Here is a 15639-nt window from a genome sequence, read left to right as displayed (position 1 = left end):
GCCGCGGCGCCCTCAGGCGGGCTCGAACAGGGCGACGCACTCCACGTGCGCGGTCATCGGGAAGGCGTCGAAGGCGCGCAGCGCGGCCAGGCGGTACCCGGTGCCGGCGAGCGCGGCGACGTCGCGGCCCAGCGACGCCGGGTCGCACGCCACGTAGACGACGGCGCGCGCCCCGGCGCCCGCGACCACCCGGCTCACCGCGGGGCCGGCGCCGGCGCGCGGCGGGTCGAGCACGACGACGTCGGGGGCGTCGCCGAGCTCCTCGAGCAGGCCGGTGAGCCCCTCGGCGTCCACCTCGCCCTGCCAGACCTCGGCCTGCGGCAGCCCGCCCAGGTTGGCCTCCGCGGCGGCGCACGCCTCGGCGTCGGCCTCCACGCAGACCACCCGGCCGGCGTCCCCCACCGACGGCGCGAGCGCCCCGCCGAACAGGCCCGCCCCGGCGTAGAGGTCGAGGACGGTCTCCCCCGGCCGCGCGGCGGCCAGCCCGGTGACCGCGGCGACCAGCGCGTCGGCGGCGGACTCGTGCACCTGCCAGAAGCCGGTGCCCTCGACCTCCCAGTCCCGCCCGCCCGCCCGGCGCCCGGCGCGGCCGGCGGGCTCGGCGGGCACGTCCTGCCCGGCGGCGAGCACGCGGGTGGAGGTGGGCGCGCCGCGCCGGTCGAGCCGCGTGGTGGTGACCGTGCCGGTGGAGTCCACGGCGACGTCGACCGCGCCGGCGCCGGGCCAGCGGCGGTCCAGGACGGCGCGGGCGGCCGGCTCCACGGTGATCGGGCAGTCGTCGAGCGCGACGACGTCGTGCGAGCGGTGCCGGCGCAGCCCGGGCGCCCCGGTCCGGTCGACGGCGAAGCGCGCCCGCGACCGCCAGCGCAGCGGCCCGCCGGGCAGCGGCTCGACCTCCAGGCCGGTCAGCAGCGGGTCGGCGGCGTCGAGCCGGCCGAGGCGGGTGAGCTGCTCGCGGACGACGTCGGCCTTGAGCCGCCGCTGCCCCTCCCAGGACACGTGCTGCCAGTCGCAGCCGCCGCACCGCCCGGGCCCGCTGTGGGGGCAGGGCCGCTCGACCCGGTCGGGCGCGGCCTCCAGCACCTCGACCGCGTCGGCGCGGCAGTAGCCGGGCTGGCGGTCCTCGGTGACCCGGACGACGACCCGCTCCCCCGGCAACGCGTGCCGGACGAAGACGACGCGCCCCTCGTGCCGGGCCACGCAGTGCCCGCCGTGCGCCACCGGGCCGACGGCCACCTCGAACTCCCGGCCGGTCCACCCGCCGCCGCGGTCGGGCCGCTCGGCGCGGGGCCGCCCGGCCGTGGGGCGGCGGCGCCCGGACCCGCGCCGCTCAGCCATACGGCGTGGCCTCGACCTGGTCGTCGGTGAGGCCGCGGCGCAGGTCGCCGGGCATCGGGCCGTCGCGGTGGTCGTCCTCGCGGCCGATCGAGCTCTCCAGCTGCCACGGCACCGTGGTGATCATGACGCCGGGCTGGAACTGCAGGCGGGCCCGCAGGCGCAGCGCGCTCTGGTTGTGCAGGACGTTCTCCCACCAGTGCCCGACCACGTACTGCGGCACGAACACGATGACCAGCTCGCGCGGGCTGGCCCGCCGGATCGCCTTGACGTAGTCGACGACCGGCCGGGTGATCTCCCGGTACGGCGACTCCAGCACCGTCAGCGGGACGGGGATGTCGTAGCGGTCCCAGTCGGTCTGCAGCCCGCGGGTGTCGGCGTCGTCGACGTTGACCGTGAGCGCGGTGAGCACGTCGGGCCGGGTGGCGCGGGCGAAGGCGAGCGCCCGCAGCGTCGGCTTGTGCACCTTGGAGACCAGCACGATGGCGTGCACCTTGCTGGGCAGCAGCCGGGCGTCGCTGTCGGGGACGAGCTGCTCGGCGACGTGCGAGTAGTGCCGGTTGATCGCCCGCATGAGCAGGAACAGCACCGGCATCACCAGGATGACGAGGTAGGCGCCGCGGGTGAACTTGGTGATCACGATGATCACCAGCACGATCGTGGTCAGGCTGCCGCCGATGGTGTTGATGACCTGCGAGCGGCGCATCCGGCGCTTCTCGGCGGCGTCGTCGGACAGCCGGATCTCGCGGTTCCAGTGCCGGACCATGCCCCACTGGCCGATCGAGAAGCTGGTGAAGACCCCGACGATGTACATCTGGATCAGCCGGTTGGGATCGGCCTGGAACGCCACGATCAGCAGGGCCGCGAAGCCGGCCAGCAGCAGGATGCCGTTGCTGTAGACGAGCTTGTCGCCGCGGGTGTGCAGCTGGCGGGGCAGGAAGCGGTCCTGCGCGAGCACCGAGCCGAGCAGCGGGAAGCCGTTGAAGGCCGTGTTGGCGGCGAGGACGAGGACCAGGGCGGTGGCCGCCTGGATGTAGAAGAAGCCGGGTGACTGGTCCCCGCCGAAGGTGGCGGCCGCGAGCTGGGCGATGACGGTGCGTTGCGGGTCGGTCTCGCAGTTCCCGGGGAAGCCGACGAGGTCGCACGTGTTCTCCGCGTACCGGACGTCGCCGAGCAGGGCGAGCGCCGTGACGCCGGCGAACATCGTCGCGGCGATGCCGCCCATGAGCGCGAGCGTCGTCGCGGCGTTGCGCGACTTGGGCGGCCGGAAGGCGGGCACGCCGTTGGCGATGGCCTCGACGCCGGTGAGCGCCGTGCACCCGGAGGCGAAGGCACGCAGCGCGAAGAACACCAGCGCGACGCCACCGAGGTTGTCGTAACCAGCCTCGGGGAGCACCGACCACGAGGCGCTCTCGGCGACCACCGGCGAGTCGGTGAAGAAGTCGCGGATCAGCCCGGTGACGATCATCACCATGATCCCGGCGACGAACAGGTAGGTCGGGACGGCGAACGTCTTGCCGGACTCCCGGACGCCGCGCAGGTTGGTCGCGGCCAGCAGGGCCACCAGGCCGACGGCGATGAGCACGCGGTGCTCGTTGAGCGCCGGGAACGCCGAGATGATGTTGTCGGTGCCGGCCGACACGGACACGGCCACGGTGAGCACGTAGTCGACGAGCAGCGCGCTGGCCACCGTCAGCCCGGCGAACTGCCCGTGGTTCTTCATCGCGACCTCGTAGTCGCCGCCGCCCGAGGGGTAGGCGTGCACCACCTGGCGGTAGGACAGCACCACCGTCGCGAGCAGCAGGACGACGGCGACGGCCAGCCACGGGGCCAGGAAGAGGAACGCCGTCCCCGCCAGCGTGAGGACGATGAGGACCTCCTGGGTGGCGTAGGCCACCGAGGAGAGCGGATCGCTGGCGAAGATCGGCAGCGCGAGGGACTTCGGGAGCAGCGACTCGCCGGCCCGGTCGCTGCGGACCGGTCGGCCCAGCACGAGCCGTTTCGGGAGTTGCCCGAGGTCGGACAGCTTGGGCACGGCGGCGATGGTACGGACGCCGGGGCACCGGGTGCCGCCCGCGCCGGGCGGCTCGCCCGGGCGGGTGGACGGCGGGCGTCCGCGCCCCGGGGCGGGTGTAGCTTCGCGCCCGGCACGCGGGCCGACGGCACGCGGCCACGAGGACCGAGGGAGCGACACGTGCACGTGGTCGTCATGGGCTGCGGCCGTGTCGGCTCGGCGATCGCCCGGCGGCTGGAGGAGATCGGCCACAGCGTGGCGGTCATCGACCAGGACCCCGAGGCGTTCCGCCGGCTGGGGCCGGAGTTCACCGGCCGCCAGGTCACCGGCCTGGGCTTCGACCGGCAGGTGCTGCTCGACGCCGGCATCGACTCCGCCGGCGCCTTCGCCGCGGTGAGCAGCGGCGACAACTCCAACATCATCAGCGCGCGGGTGGCCCGGGAGACCTTCGGCGTCCAGCACGTCGTCGCCCGGATCTACGACTCCAAGCGCGCCGAGGTGTTCGAGCGCATGGGCATCCCGAGCGTGGCCACCGTGCCGTGGACGGTGAACCGGCTGCTGCGCGAGCTGCTGTCGGTCAAGGTCAGCGAGCTGTGGCGCGAGCCCACCGGCCGGGTGCTGCTGATGCGGGTGACCGTCACCGACGGCTGGGTGGGCCGCAAGCTCGCCGAGCTGGAGGCCGCCTCCGGCGCGCGCGCGGCCTGGCTGGTGCGCTTCGGCGAGGCCCAGCTGCCCACGCCGTCGACGGTGCTGCAGGACGGCGACCAGCTCGTCGTCGCGGCCACCGACGAGATCTCCGACCGCGTGCACCAGACCATCGAGTCCCCCGAGGGAGGCAGGGCCTGATGCGCGTGGCCATCGTGGGCGCCGGCGCGGTCGGCCGGTCGATCGCCGGGGAGCTGCTCTCCAACGGCCACACCGTGATGCTCATCGAGAAGGACGGCCGCAAGGTGCGCGCCCGCTCGGTGCCCGGCGCGGAGTGGGTGCAGGCCGACGCCTGCGAGGTGTCCTCCCTCGAGGAGGCCCAGCTGGCCACCTGCGACGTCGTCGTCGCGGCCACCGGCGACGACAAGGCCAACCTGGTCGTGTCGCTGCTGGCGAAGACCGAGTTCGCCGTCAACCGCGTCGTCGCCCGGGTCAAGGACCCGCGCAACGAGTGGCTCTACACCGAGGCGTGGGGCGTCGACGTCGCCGTCTCCACCCCGCGGGTGCTGGCCGCGCTGGTGGAGGAGGCGGTGACCGTCGGCGACGTCGTCCGGCTGATGAGCTTCCGCAAGGGCGCGGCGACGCTGGTGGAGATCACCCTCGCCGAGGACACCCCCTGGGCGGGCCGGCCGCTGCGCGAGGTGCCGCTGCCGCGGGAGACGGTGCTGACGGCGATGCTGCGCGGGGAGCGGGTCATCACGCCCACGCCCGACGAGCCGCTCGAGGTCGGCGACGAGCTGCTGTTCATCACGCACGCCGACGTCGAGGAGCAGCTGCAGCAGGTGCTCTCCCCCGCCGGCCTGGTCTGAGCGGTCAGCCCGGCGGCGCCGCGCCGGCGTCGGTCTCCACCCGGTGCCGGTGCAGCCGGGCGACCACCCACAGGGTCACCGCGAGCGCCGCGGCGGTGACCGGCAGCCCGAGCACGAGCGAGGCCACCCCGAGCAGGTCCTCCTCGTTGGCGAGGTAGAGCGGTGTCTGTACCGCCACCCGCAGCAGGAAGGTGACCGCCCACATGACGGTCAGCCAGCCGTAGGCGCGCACCACCTTCGGGTCGTCGCGCCAGTGCCGTTCGGGGGCGGGGTCGGCGGGCCGGGCGCCCGGTGCGGGCGCCGGGGGCGGCGGCTGGTGGTGCAGCCGGGCGCGGGCGGTGTCGACGCGGCGGCGCAGGCCGGGCAGCGAGTGCGCGGCCATCGAGCCCAGGTGGCTCGGCGCGAGGAACTCGGCGAGCACGCCGACCAGCGGCCAGCGCAGCGGCACCGACCCGAGCAGCACCACGCCGATGACGGCGTTGCGGATGATGCCGGGCACGAAGTAGTTGCGCGCCTGCCCGGAGGCGGCGGCGATGGCCACGGCCACGGCGACGCCGAACAGGCCGCTGAAGGCCTGCTGCACGCTCTCCCGCCGCACCAGCCGGAAGACCAGCACGAGCAGCGCCGCGCCGATCGCGCACCAGATGCCGGTGCGCAGGTCGCCGATCGCGTTGGCGACGATGAACGCCACCGTGGGCAGCGTGGCGTCGACCATGCCGCGCCAGCCGCCGAGCTGCTCGAGCACCAGGTGGCGGTCGAAGGTCACGCCGCCGGCGTCCCCGGTCTGCTCCTGCGGTGCTGCTCCCCCCGGGTCGCGCCGGCCGCCGTCGTCGGCCGGGGAGGTCACCCGGCGCTCAGCTCGTACCAGGGGTTGTAGATGACCTTGCGGCCGTCGAAGTTGGCGAAGCGCCCGCGCGCGGTGAGCGTGCGCCCCGGCTCGATGCCGGGGATGCGCCGCCGGCCGAGCCACACCAGGGTGACCGAGCCCGAGCCGTCGAACAGCTCGGCCTCGAGGGTGGGGACGGTCTCGCGCGGGGTGTAGACGACCGACTTCAGCCGGCCCGTCACGGTCACGACCGCCCCCTTGCGACAGGAGCTCACCGGCTCGCAGCCGGCGCGGTCGGCCTCGGCGCGCAGCTCCTGCGCGTCGATCGTGGAGTCGTCGGCGGTGAGTCGCTGCAGCGTGCGGGCGAGCCAGCCACCGGGACGCGTCTGTGTCACGGCTCCAGGGTAGTGCCGTCACGACGCGCGGTGGCGCGCTCCCGCAGCCAGTCGCGGACGACCGCCCAGCCCTCCCCCGCCGGGTCGATGACGTCCCGGTGCCCACCGGGCACGCCGCGCACCTCGACCCGGTCGCCGGCGGCCCGGGCGGCCGTGGCGTAGCGCTCGCTCTGCTCGGGCGGGACGACGTCGTCGCCGGTGCCGTGCACGCACAGCACGTCGGCCCCGGTGGGCAGCAGCCGCACCGGGTCGGCCCCGGCGTAGCGCCCGGGCACCGCGCCGGGCTCCCCGCCGAGGAACTCCTGCGGAGCCCGCCGGCCCAGCTCCTGCTCCGCGGCGCGGGTGAGGTCGAGGACACCGGCCTGGAGCACGGCGGCGGTCACCCGCACCCGCGGGGCGGCGCCGGGCGCGCCCTCGGGCAGGCGCGCGCGGCCGGCGGCCCAGGCGGCGAGGTGCCCGCCCGCCGAGTGGCCGATCACGGTGACGTCGCCGAGGTCGAGGCCGTCGGTGTCGGCGAGGGCGTCGAGCGCGGCGGCGACGTCCTCCAGCGTGGCCGGCCACCCGCCGCCGGTGCCGACCCGCCGGTACTCGACGGCGACGGCGGCCCACCCGGCCGCGGCCAGGTCGGCGGCCAGCGGGCGGGCGAGCTCGATGCCGTAGGCGGCCCGCCAGAACCCGCCGTGCAGGACGACCGCCACCGGCGCCGGGCCCTGTGCCGCGGGGAGGGTCAGCTCGAGGAACTGGTCGGGGTGCGGGCCGTAGGCGAGGGTGCGGGTGCTCACGCGGTCGGGCCGGCGGGCGGCGCCTGCTGTCCCGGCGCCGGCGGGGCCGCCGGGGGCCGCCCCGCCTGCTGCTGCCCGGCCTGCTGCTGCCCGGCCTGCTGCTGCGCCGCCTGCTGGCGGGCCAGCTGCTCGGCGGCCTGGGCCGGGAGGGTGAGCGGCAGCTGCTCGCGCACCGGCATCGGGTCGGTGCCGCGGACGACGACGACCTGGCGGAACGCCTCCTCCAGCACGGCCGCCGCGTCCGGGTTCTCCGCCGCCGGGCCGCTGATCATGCCGCGCAGGAACCAGCGCGGGCCGTCGACGCCGAGGAAGCGGGCCGCGCGGCGCTGCGGCTTCGGCGGCGGGCCGCCGGGCTGGGCCGCCGGGGTGACGAGGACCGTGCCGGCGAGCTCGGGACCGAACGGGCCCTCGACCTCGGTGAGCCGCCCGCCCTGCCCCGACGCGCTGCGCGCGAGGTCGGCGCGGACGTCGTCCCAGATGCCGGCGGCCCGCGGCGCGGCGAACGCCGACAGCTGCAGCAGGGAGTCGCCGTAGCGCAGCGTGGCGCCGATGACCTTCTGCTGCTGGTTGAGGTCCACGCGCAGCTCCGTGCCGGGCACCGCGGGCAGCCGCAGCGCGCCGAGGTCGACGCGGGGACGGCCGTCGTCGGGCGCGTCGGCGGCGTCGAAGGGCCCGGCGGTCTCGTCGACCTCCCGCTCCCGGTGCTGCGGCTCCGGCGGCACCCCGCGCTCGCGCAGGCTGCGGTCGATCCGGTTGCGTCGTCGTCCGAACGGCATCTCAGGCCTCCTTCCCCGCGGTCCGGCCGGTGGAGCCGTGACCGGCCTCGCCGCGGACGCTGGCCGGCAGCTCCTCGACGGGCACGAAGCGCGCCTGCACCACCGGCTGCACGACCAGCTGGGCGACCCGCTCGCCGCGGCGCAGGGTCAGCGGCGTCTCCGGGTCGAGGTTGACCAGGTTCACCTTGATCTCCCCCCGGTAGCCGGCGTCGATGGTGCCCGGCGCGTTGACCAGGCTCAGCCCGTGCCGGTGGGCCAGGCCCGAGCGCGGGTGCACGAAACCGGCATACCCCTCGGGGATCGCGACGGCCACGCCCGTGCCCACCAGCGCCCGCTGGAACGGCGCGAGGACGACGTCCTCGGCCAGCGTCAGGTCCGCGCCGGCGTCGCCGGGGAGGGCGTAGCGGGGCGGCTGCGCGCCGTCGCCGGTGAGCCGCACCGGGACGTCGAGCGGAGCGGGTGCGGGGGCGGGCTCGGGCACGACGGCGACCCTAACCACGGCGCTCAGGCGTCGCGGCGGCGCAGGTCGGACCGCACCCGCCGGGCGAGGGTCTCGGTGGCCTTGAGGTTGCCGCGGCCGCCGAGCGCGGCGCCCACGAGCAGCGGCGCGGCCGACCCGAGGTTGCGGGCCAGCCGGCGGGACAGGCGGCGGCGCAGCGCCCGGAACCCCGCGGTGCCGAGCACGGTGCCCATCCCCTGCCGGGCGCCGCCCTCGACGGCCCGCTGGGAGGTCCAGCTCGCGAGGTACGCGGCGGCCCGCTCGCGGTCGCTGCCGGCCGCCGGGCGGCCGTAGAGCTCGTGCAGCTCGCCGAGCAGGACCACCTCGACGGCGGCCGTGAGCAGCGTCTCGGCGCCGAGCTCGAGCGGCAGGGCCACCAGCGACGGCGGCGCGAACCAGTGCGCCGCCGACAGCCCGCCGGTGGCCGCGCCGACGGCGGCGGTCATCCGGGCGGCCCGGGTGGTGAGCGCGTCGGCGATCTCCTCGTCCGAGCGCCCGGGGTGGGCGGCGCGGATCCGGGCGGCGTCGCGGATGGGCAGCCGGGGCGCGGCCGCGGCGAGCAGCTCGCCGAGGACCGTGCCGGGGCCGCGGGAGTCGTCGTCGCCGGCCGCGGCCGTGTCCTGACGGCGCCCGGCGGACGTGGCGGCGGACGTGGCGGCGGACCCCGCGGTGGACGCGGCGGCGGACGCGACCGCGCCCACGACGTCGCGCAGCAGGCCGGCCGTCGAGCGGCGCCCCTCGGGAGCGGCGCCGCCGGCGCGGTCGCCGTCGGCGTCGTCGGTGCCGCCGAGCAGCCCGGAGACCGCGTCGGCGAGCGCCCGGGCGGCGCGGCCCAGACCGGTGTCGGGGTCGAGCCAGCCGGGACCGGACTCCTCCGGCGCAGGCTCCGCGACCCGCTGCACGGGCCGTGGCGGCGGGACGTCCCTGGGCGCAGCCGTCCGCCTCGTCTCCTCGGTCATCGTCTGCTCCCTCCCCGTGCGTCCCACCGCACGCCGTCGCCGGTCATGCCGCCCGACCGGGCGCCTCGTCGGGCCCTCGCCGGGCCCCCGTCGGGCCGTGGATCAGGCCGCGCAGTCGCGGCAGTAGTTCTCGCCGCCGCGGCTGGCCGCCAGGCGGCTGCGGTGCTGTACGAGGAAGCACCGCGAGCAGGTGAACTCGTCCTCCTGCTTGGGCAGGACGCGGACGGTCAGCTCCTCGTTGGACAGGTCGGCGCCGGGCAGCTCGAGGCTCTCGTTGAAGTCGGTCTCGTCGACGTCGACCGAGCTGGACTGCGCCTCGGCGCGCCGGGCCTTGAGCTCCTCGAGGGAGTCCTCGCCGAGCTCGTCGGCCTCGTTGCGGCGCGGGGCGTCGTAGTCGGTGGCCATGGGGTGTGCCCCTCCTCCGGGGTCGTTCGCGGGCGCACCCGCGGCGTGCGCCGGCGGCGGTGGCCGCCGGCGTCCTGGCCGGCCGCACGGGGCGGCCGCTGGACGGTGTCCGGTCCGGCTGCCGGACGACCCCGGGAGGGACGTCCGCGCCGGACCGGCAGCCCCCCAACGCCGTGCGGTCCCGGTTTGTGCCCACGCTCGGACACGGGACACATCGGCCGTTCCTGGGCCGCGGGTCGGGGCCCGGACGGGCGGGTCGGGGAGCGGAGTGCCGGAGGTTACCCTGCGGCGCGTGTCGAGTGCCGTGGGAGCTGACCCCGCCGTCGTCGGTCCGTACCTCGCCGCAACCCTCGGCGACGAGCGCTGGCGGGAGGTGACCGTCGACCTCGTCGCGGCCGGCATGTCGAACCTCACGTACGTCGTCACGCCCGCGGGCGGGTCGGCCGACGACGCGGTGATCCTGCGGCGCCCGCCCACCGGCGCGGTGTTGGCCACGGCGCACGACATGGCCCGGGAGCACCGGGTCATCAGCGCGCTCGGGCCGACGCCGGTCCCGGTGCCGCGGACGCTGCACCTGTGCACCGACCCCGAGGTGCTCGGCGCGCCGTTCTACGTGATGGAGCGCGTCGTCGGCCTGCACGTCGTCGACGAGATCCCGGAGGGCTACGCCGACACCCCGGAGCTGCGGCGGCAGATCGGCGACGGCCTCATCGACGTGCTGGCGCAACTGCACGCCGTCGACCCCTCCTCGGTGGGCCTCGACGACTTCGGCCGGCCCGAGGGCTTCCTGGCCCGGCAGGTGCGCCGCTGGACCAAGCAGTGGGACGCCACCCGCGACCGCGACCGGCCCGGCATGGACGCCCTCGCCGCGCGGCTGGCCGAGACGGTGCCGCAGACGCAGCGCACCGGGATCGTGCACGGCGACTACCGCCTCGACAACTGCCTGCTCGACCCCGAGCGGCCCGGCGGCATCCGCGCGGTGCTGGACTGGGAGATGTCGACGCTGGGCGACCCGCTCACCGACATCGGCATGCTGTTCGTCTACTGGCCCGAGGCCGGCGAGACCCGTCCCGTGCTGTCGCCCGTGACGACGCTGCCCGGCTTCCCCACCCGCCGCGAGATCGCCGAGCGCTACGCGCAGCAGGCCGGCGTCGGCCTCGAGGACCTCGACTGGTACGTGGGCTTCGCCTTCTTCAAGTTCGCCGCGATCGTCGCCGGCATCGTCGCCCGCTCGGCGGCCGGGGCCATGGCCGGCAAGGACACCTCCGGCTACGCCGACCGCATCGACCCGTGCGTCGAGCTGGGACGCGCCGCGCTCGACGACGGTGCCCTCTGACCCCGCCGGCCGCCCCTAGACTCCGGCCGATCCGACCCCGCGCGGCCCGCCGGTCCGTGGCGGGTCGGCGCCGAGGAGGACGAGCGTGAGCACCAGCACCGACAGCCCGCCGGTGCGCCGCCGCAGGGACCGCCGGCTGCTGCCTCCCCTGGTCTTCCTCCTGGTGCTGGCGCTCGCCGCGCTCGGTGTGTGGTGGAAGGTCTTCCAGGACGCCGGGGCCCGCGCCGAGGCCGCCGAGGCCGCCTGCGAGACCGCCGCCGCGGCGCCGCCGTCGCTGGACCCCAGCACGCTGTCGATCCGCGTCTACAACGCCACCGACCGCGGCGGGCTGGCCAACACCGTCGCCGCCGAGCTGCAGGCCCGCGGGTTCGTGGTCGAGGAGATCGCCAACGACCCGACCGAGCGGGAGGTCACCGGCACCGGCGAGGTGCGCCACGGCCCGCGCGGCAACGACGCGGCCCGCTACCTGGCGCTGTTCCTCCCCGGGGCCGGAGACCTGCTCGACACCCGGGCCACCGCCACGGTCGACCTGGTGATCGGGCCCGACTTCCAGGCGCTGGCCACCCCCGAGGAGGTCGCGGCGACCCTCACCCCGATCGCGAGCGCCGAGGCCGCCTGCTGAAGGACCCCGTCCCCCTCACCCCTCGCAGGCTCGGGGTGAGCCGCTGGACGGGGCCGTTCCAGCACGTCACGGATGGAGACGGTCGAGCAGCTCCAGGAGAGGCTGGGCGACCGTCGCCGGGACGGCGACCGCCATCGGCTCGGCGAACGGCCGCCCCGGCAGCCCGGTGACCACCAGGCCCGCCTCGGCGGCCACCAGCGCGCCCGCCGCGTGGTCCCAGGGCTTGAGGTCGAGCTCGTAGTAGGCGTCGACGCGCCCGGCCGCGGCGGCGCACAGGTCCAGCGACGCGCAGCCGTACCGGCGGATGTCGCGCACCTCGGGCAGCAGCTGCGCGACGACGGCGCCCTGCGCCCGCCGCTGCTCGACCCGGTAGCCGAAGCCGGTGGCCACCAGCGTCTGCCCGAGGGACTCCGGCCGGTTGCCGGTCAGCCGCACCGGCTCCGGCGCCTCGCGGGTGGACAGGAACGCGCCGCCGCCGGCCGTGGCGGTGAACAGGTCGCCGGTCGGCACGTCGAGCACCGCGCCGGCCACCGTGGCACCGTCGACCTCGGCGGCGATGGAGACGGCGTAGCCGCGCAGCCCGTAGAGGAAGTTGACCGTGCCGTCGATCGGGTCGACCACCCAGCGCACGCCGCTGGTGCCGGCGCGGTCGGCGCCCTCCTCCCCCAGCAGCCCGTCGTCGGGCCGCGCCTCGAGCAGCCGCCGGGTGATCAGCCGCTCCGAGGCCGTGTCGACGGCGGTGACGACGTCGGTCGGGCTGGACTTCACGTCGACGGCGGACGCGGCCGACCCTCGCTCGCGGACGATCAGCTCCGCCGCCTCCCGGGCGGTCGAGACGGCGAGGTCGAGCAGGTCGGCGGGCGATCCGGGGGCACTCACCCGGGGGATCCTGCCCGAGCACCCCGCCGGACTGCGGCGCCGGTCACTAGGGTGACCGCCGTGCAGGGGTTCGGCGTGGACATCGGCGGCAGCGGCATCAAGGGGTGCCTGGTCGACCTGGAGGCGGGCACTCTCATCGGCGAGCGGATGCGGGTGGAGACCCCGCAGCCCTCGCTCCCGGAGGCGGTGTACGACGTCGTCGCCGGGATCGTGAGCTCCTTCGGGTGGACCGGGCGGATCGGGTGCACCTACCCCGGCGTCATGAAGAAGGGCGTCGCGCACACCGCGGCGAACATGGACAAGAGCTGGATCGGCACCGACGTCGACGGCGGCCTCACCGCGCTGGTGCCCGGCACGGTCGAGACGCTCAACGACGCCGACGCCGCCGGGCTCGCCGAGATGCGCTACGGCGCCGGCCGCGGCCGCGACGGCGTCGTCCTCATGCTGACCTTCGGCACCGGCATCGGCAGCGCGCTGTTCATCGACGGCCACCTCGTGCCCAACACCGAGTTCGGCCACATCCAGGTCGACGGTCACGACGGCGAGCGCCGCGCCTCGGCCGCCGTGCGCGAGCGCGAGGAGCTCTCCTACCCCGAGTGGGCGGCCCGCGTGGACCGCTACCTCGACGTGCTGGAGGGCGGCCTGTGGCCGGACCTGATCATCGTCGGCGGCGGGGTGAGCAAGAAGGCGCACAAGTGGGTGCCGCTGCTGACCACGCGCACCCCGGTCGTCCCCGCGGAGCTGCAGAACGACGCCGGGATCGTCGGCGCGGCACTCGCCGCGGCGGAGCGGATCGAGGCGCGCGGCACCGAGGCGCCGGTCCAGCCCTGACGCGCCCGCCCCTTCCGGGCGACCGCGGGCCGTTCGCGGCGCTGGTCACACGCCGTGACGTCGCTACAATGGAGAAGCCCCAGCCCGTCACCACCCAGCCGGGAGTCATCCCCCCTCCGCACCGCGGTCAAACGCCGCATCGGACCTGGGGCCTCCCCGCTCCGCGGCCGACGGCCCGGGGCCGCTGCCCGGGAGCCAGATCGCTCCCGGGGACGCACCCAGCACGGGAAGGAACTTGAGTGCCCGCCGACAAGCCTGCACCGGACGCCGCCGTCACGAGCAGCACCCGCTCGAAGACGGTCGCCGCGAGCACCCGACCCTCCCGGACCAGCGCGCCGGTGGGCGTCGCCGGGAACGCGCCGGCGAAGGCCGCGCCCCGCAAGAAGGCCCCGGCGAAGACCACCGCCGCCAAGGGCAAGCCGGCCATCAGCCCCTCGCCGGGCGCCGGTGAGGGCACCGTCCTGACCGCCGTGGCCTCCGACGACTCCGCCGTCGCCGTGGTCGACGCCGGCGCCGAGGGCCTGACCCTCGACGAGGCCGTCGTCGCCGGTCCCGACGGGGTCGCGGTCGCCGAGGCGCCCGCCGCCGCGGAGGGGGCCACCGAGGGCGGCACCGACTTCGAGTGGGACGACGAGGAGGAGTCCGAGGCGCTGCGGCAGGCCCGCAAGGACGCCGAGCTCACCGCCTCGGCCGACTCGGTCCGCGCCTACCTCAAGCAGATCGGCAAGGTCGCCCTCCTCAACGCCGAGGAGGAGGTCGACCTCGCCAAGCGCATCGAGGCCGGGCTCTACGCCTCCGAGCGGATGCGCCAGGTCGAGGAGGAGGGCCAGAAGCTCTCCCCGCAGATGCGCCGCGACCTCAACTGGATCATCCGCGACGGCGAGCGCGCCAAGAACCACCTGCTGGAGGCCAACCTCCGCCTCGTGGTCTCCCTCGCCAAGCGCTACACCGGCCGCGGCATGGCGTTCCTGGACCTCATCCAGGAGGGCAACCTCGGCCTGATCCGCGCGGTCGAGAAGTTCGACTACACCAAGGGCTACAAGTTCTCCACGTACGCCACCTGGTGGATCCGGCAGGCGATCACCCGCGCCATGGCCGACCAGGCCCGCACCATCCGCATCCCGGTGCACATGGTCGAGGTCATCAACAAGCTCGGCCGCATCCAGCGCGAGCTGCTCCAGGACCTGGGCCGCGAGCCCACCCCGGAGGAGCTGGCCAAGGAGATGGACATCACCCCGGACAAGGTGCTGGAGATCCAGCAGTACGCCCGGGAGCCCATCAGCCTCGACCAGACCATCGGCGACGAGGGCGACAGCCAGCTCGGTGACTTCATCGAGGACTCCGAGGCCGTCGTCGCCGTCGACGCGGTGAGCTTCACGCTCATGCAGGACCAGCTCACCAGCGTCCTGCAGACGCTGTCGGAGCGGGAGGCCGGCGTCGTCCGGCTGCGGTTCGGCCTCACCGACGGCCAGCCGCGCACCCTCGACGAGATCGGCCAGGTCTACGGGGTGACCCGCGAGCGGATCCGGCAGATCGAGTCGAAGACGATGTCCAAGCTGCGCCACCCGAGCCGCTCCCAGGTGCTGCGCGACTACCTCGACTAGTCGGTCCCGACGACGGCCGGCACCCCGCGGAGGGGTGCCGGCCGTCGTCGCGTGTCCGGCGCGTTGCGGGATGGTCACGATCTCACCCGGCCGGGGCGACGGGGCGGTGTACCGCGGCAGCGGCCGGGTAGACCGCGTAGCGTGGGGGTCGTCGAGACAGCAGCGGACCCACGGCCGGCAACCCACCCGGCGCACAGGAACCACCAGCACCACCCCCATACGAACCGGCAACGCACCAGCGACGGTCCCTGCTGAACCCACCCGCCCCAGCGGCCACCGGCTCACCACTCCCGGCGAGTCGACCGCGGTGACGGGAGGAACGGGAACACAGGGGTCCATCCTGGCGCTGTGCAGGAGGCCGATCCGCAGCCGCGGGTCCGTGCGGTAGAGAGCGAGTGATGACCCAGATGACCCAGACGCTGACGACGACCCCCGCCGCCGACGACCTGGTCGTGCCCTTCCACTGCGACCGGTGCGGCGCACTGGCCAAGGTGCGTGTCGTGCTCGCCAGCGGAAGCGACCTCGTGTTCTGCGGGCACCACGCCCGGGAGTACGACACCAAGCTCCGTGACATCGCCGTCGACATCATCGAGACGGACGGCGAGTAGCACTCCATGCCCTGACCGAGGCGCTATCGTCGCTGACCGCGATGATGCCCTCACCCGACGCCGCCGCCGGTGTCCCCGAGCCGCTCGATGCGGCCGGGGGCCCGGCGGCTCCGTCGTTCCCGGGGACCCCCGGTCGACGGCGACCCGAGGAACCCCCGATGCAGCAGCACCCCGCCCCCTCCTCTCCCCCGTCCGCGGACCCGACGACCCGCGACGGCGACCCGGGCGGCCTGTCCGACGAGACCCGCCCGGTC

Annotated in this window: 17 protein-coding genes; 7 read left to right on the top strand and 10 right to left on the bottom strand. The window is 75.7% G+C overall.

The annotated features are described in order from the left end of the window. Positions 1-12: 12 nt before the first annotated feature. Positions 13-1338, bottom strand: coding sequence for a class I SAM-dependent RNA methyltransferase (locus tag WA616_RS21925; protein WP_336033178.1), 1326 nt, complete (start codon positions 1336-1338; stop codon positions 13-15). Next, positions 1331-3370 (bottom strand): APC family permease, encoded by a 2040-nt coding sequence (locus WA616_RS21920; protein ID WP_336033177.1) that lies wholly within the window; start codon positions 3368-3370, stop codon positions 1331-1333. The genes WA616_RS21925 and WA616_RS21920 overlap by 8 nt, the downstream gene beginning before the upstream one ends. Before the next feature lie 159 nt (positions 3371-3529). On the opposite strand from WA616_RS21920, the gene WA616_RS21915 reads away from it, so the two are divergent. Both WA616_RS21915 and WA616_RS21910 read left to right on the top strand, forming a co-directional pair. Then, positions 3530-4195, top strand: a complete 666-nt coding sequence (locus WA616_RS21915) for a potassium channel family protein (protein WP_073420353.1) — start codon at positions 3530-3532, stop codon at positions 4193-4195. After that, the gene (locus WA616_RS21910) at positions 4195-4863 is read left to right on the top strand and encodes a potassium channel family protein (RefSeq protein WP_073420354.1); all 669 of its coding nucleotides are present in this window, start codon (positions 4195-4197) and stop codon (positions 4861-4863) included. The genes WA616_RS21915 and WA616_RS21910 overlap by 1 nt, the downstream gene beginning before the upstream one ends. A 4-nt stretch (positions 4864-4867) precedes the next feature. Here WA616_RS21910 and WA616_RS21905 read toward each other — a convergent pair whose 3' ends face one another. From WA616_RS21905 to WA616_RS21875, 7 genes are all read right to left on the bottom strand, one after another. Further along, positions 4868-5710 carry a DUF3159 domain-containing protein gene (locus WA616_RS21905; RefSeq protein ID WP_336033175.1) on the bottom strand — a complete coding sequence of 281 codons (843 nt, stop codon included), beginning with the start codon at positions 5708-5710 and terminating at the stop codon, positions 4868-4870. Further along, entirely contained in the window at positions 5707-6084 is a 378-nt protein-coding gene (locus tag WA616_RS21900; protein WP_073420355.1) for an OB-fold nucleic acid binding domain-containing protein, read from the bottom strand. Before WA616_RS21900 ends, WA616_RS21905 begins: the two co-directional genes overlap by 4 nt. Then, the gene (locus WA616_RS21895; RefSeq protein ID WP_336033173.1) at positions 6081-6866 is read right to left on the bottom strand and encodes an alpha/beta hydrolase family protein; all 786 of its coding nucleotides are present in this window, start codon (positions 6864-6866) and stop codon (positions 6081-6083) included. Before WA616_RS21895 ends, WA616_RS21900 begins: the two co-directional genes overlap by 4 nt. Then, positions 6863-7642 carry a DUF3710 domain-containing protein gene (locus WA616_RS21890; RefSeq protein ID WP_336033171.1) on the bottom strand — a complete coding sequence of 260 codons (780 nt, stop codon included), beginning with the start codon at positions 7640-7642 and terminating at the stop codon, positions 6863-6865. The genes WA616_RS21895 and WA616_RS21890 overlap by 4 nt, the downstream gene beginning before the upstream one ends. Position 7643: 1 nt before the next feature. Then, a complete protein-coding gene (gene dut, locus WA616_RS21885; protein ID WP_336033169.1) occupies positions 7644-8123 on the bottom strand; it encodes a dUTP diphosphatase in 480 nt (159 codons plus the stop codon). A gap of 23 nt (positions 8124-8146) precedes the next feature. Beyond that, entirely contained in the window at positions 8147-9043 is an 897-nt protein-coding gene (locus tag WA616_RS21880) for a hypothetical protein (protein WP_336033167.1), read from the bottom strand. A 159-nt stretch (positions 9044-9202) separates the two neighbouring features. Continuing rightward, positions 9203-9505, bottom strand: a complete 303-nt coding sequence (locus WA616_RS21875; protein WP_336033166.1) for a DUF4193 domain-containing protein — start codon at positions 9503-9505, stop codon at positions 9203-9205. 292 nt (positions 9506-9797) lie between these two features. On the opposite strand from WA616_RS21875, the gene WA616_RS21870 reads away from it, so the two are divergent. Next, positions 9798-10841, top strand: a complete 1044-nt coding sequence (locus tag WA616_RS21870; protein ID WP_336033164.1) for a phosphotransferase family protein — start codon at positions 9798-9800, stop codon at positions 10839-10841. 85 nt (positions 10842-10926) lie between these two features. Further along, on the top strand, positions 10927-11463 hold the full coding sequence (locus tag WA616_RS21865) for a LytR C-terminal domain-containing protein (protein WP_073420362.1): 537 nt from the start codon (positions 10927-10929) through the stop codon (positions 11461-11463). Between the two features lie 66 nt (positions 11464-11529). On the opposite strand, the gene WA616_RS21860 is transcribed toward WA616_RS21865, so the two are convergent. Further along, positions 11530-12342: an inositol monophosphatase family protein gene (locus WA616_RS21860; RefSeq protein WP_336033162.1), complete on the bottom strand. Its 813-nt coding sequence runs from the start codon at positions 12340-12342 to the stop codon at positions 11530-11532. A 60-nt stretch (positions 12343-12402) separates the two neighbouring features. Between WA616_RS21860 and ppgK the strand changes: the two genes are divergently transcribed. The 3 genes from ppgK to WA616_RS21845 all read left to right on the top strand — a co-directional run bounded on the left by ppgK (position 12403) and on the right by WA616_RS21845 (position 15385). Next, positions 12403-13173, top strand: a complete 771-nt coding sequence (gene ppgK, locus WA616_RS21855) for a polyphosphate--glucose phosphotransferase (protein ID WP_336033161.1) — start codon at positions 12403-12405, stop codon at positions 13171-13173. Positions 13174-13412: 239 nt separating this feature from the next. Further along, positions 13413-14777, top strand: coding sequence for an RNA polymerase sigma factor (locus tag WA616_RS21850; protein WP_073420365.1), 1365 nt, complete (start codon positions 13413-13415; stop codon positions 14775-14777). Positions 14778-15175: 398 nt separating this feature from the next. Continuing rightward, on the top strand, positions 15176-15385 hold the full coding sequence (locus WA616_RS21845) for a DUF7455 domain-containing protein (protein WP_175562853.1): 210 nt from the start codon (positions 15176-15178) through the stop codon (positions 15383-15385). The last annotated feature ends 254 nt before the right edge of the window (positions 15386-15639 follow it).

It is taken from the genome of Geodermatophilus sp. FMUSA9-8 (genome assembly GCF_037034165.1).
In the GTDB taxonomy this organism is placed as follows: domain Bacteria; phylum Actinomycetota; class Actinomycetes; order Mycobacteriales; family Geodermatophilaceae; genus Geodermatophilus; species Geodermatophilus nigrescens.
Note: the sequence above shows the minus strand (reverse complement) of the source record. Positions and strands in the feature narration are given on the sequence as shown.

What these genes read in the sequence shown, in the direction of transcription:
- WA616_RS21925 (WP_336033178.1), bottom strand. Translation starts at nt 1,338, where the DNA reads ATGGCTGAGCGGCGCGGGTCCGGGCGCCGCCGCCCCACGGCCGGGCGG.
- WA616_RS21910 (WP_073420354.1), top strand. Translation starts at nt 4,195, where the DNA reads ATGCGCGTGGCCATCGTGGGCGCCGGCGCGGTCGGCCGGTCGATCGCC.
- WA616_RS21890 (WP_336033171.1), bottom strand. Translation starts at nt 7,642, where the DNA reads ATGCCGTTCGGACGACGACGCAACCGGATCGACCGCAGCCTGCGCGAG.
- WA616_RS21875 (WP_336033166.1), bottom strand. Translation starts at nt 9,505, where the DNA reads ATGGCCACCGACTACGACGCCCCGCGCCGCAACGAGGCCGACGAGCTC.
- WA616_RS21845 (WP_175562853.1), top strand. Translation starts at nt 15,176, where the DNA reads ATGACCCAGATGACCCAGACGCTGACGACGACCCCCGCCGCCGACGAC.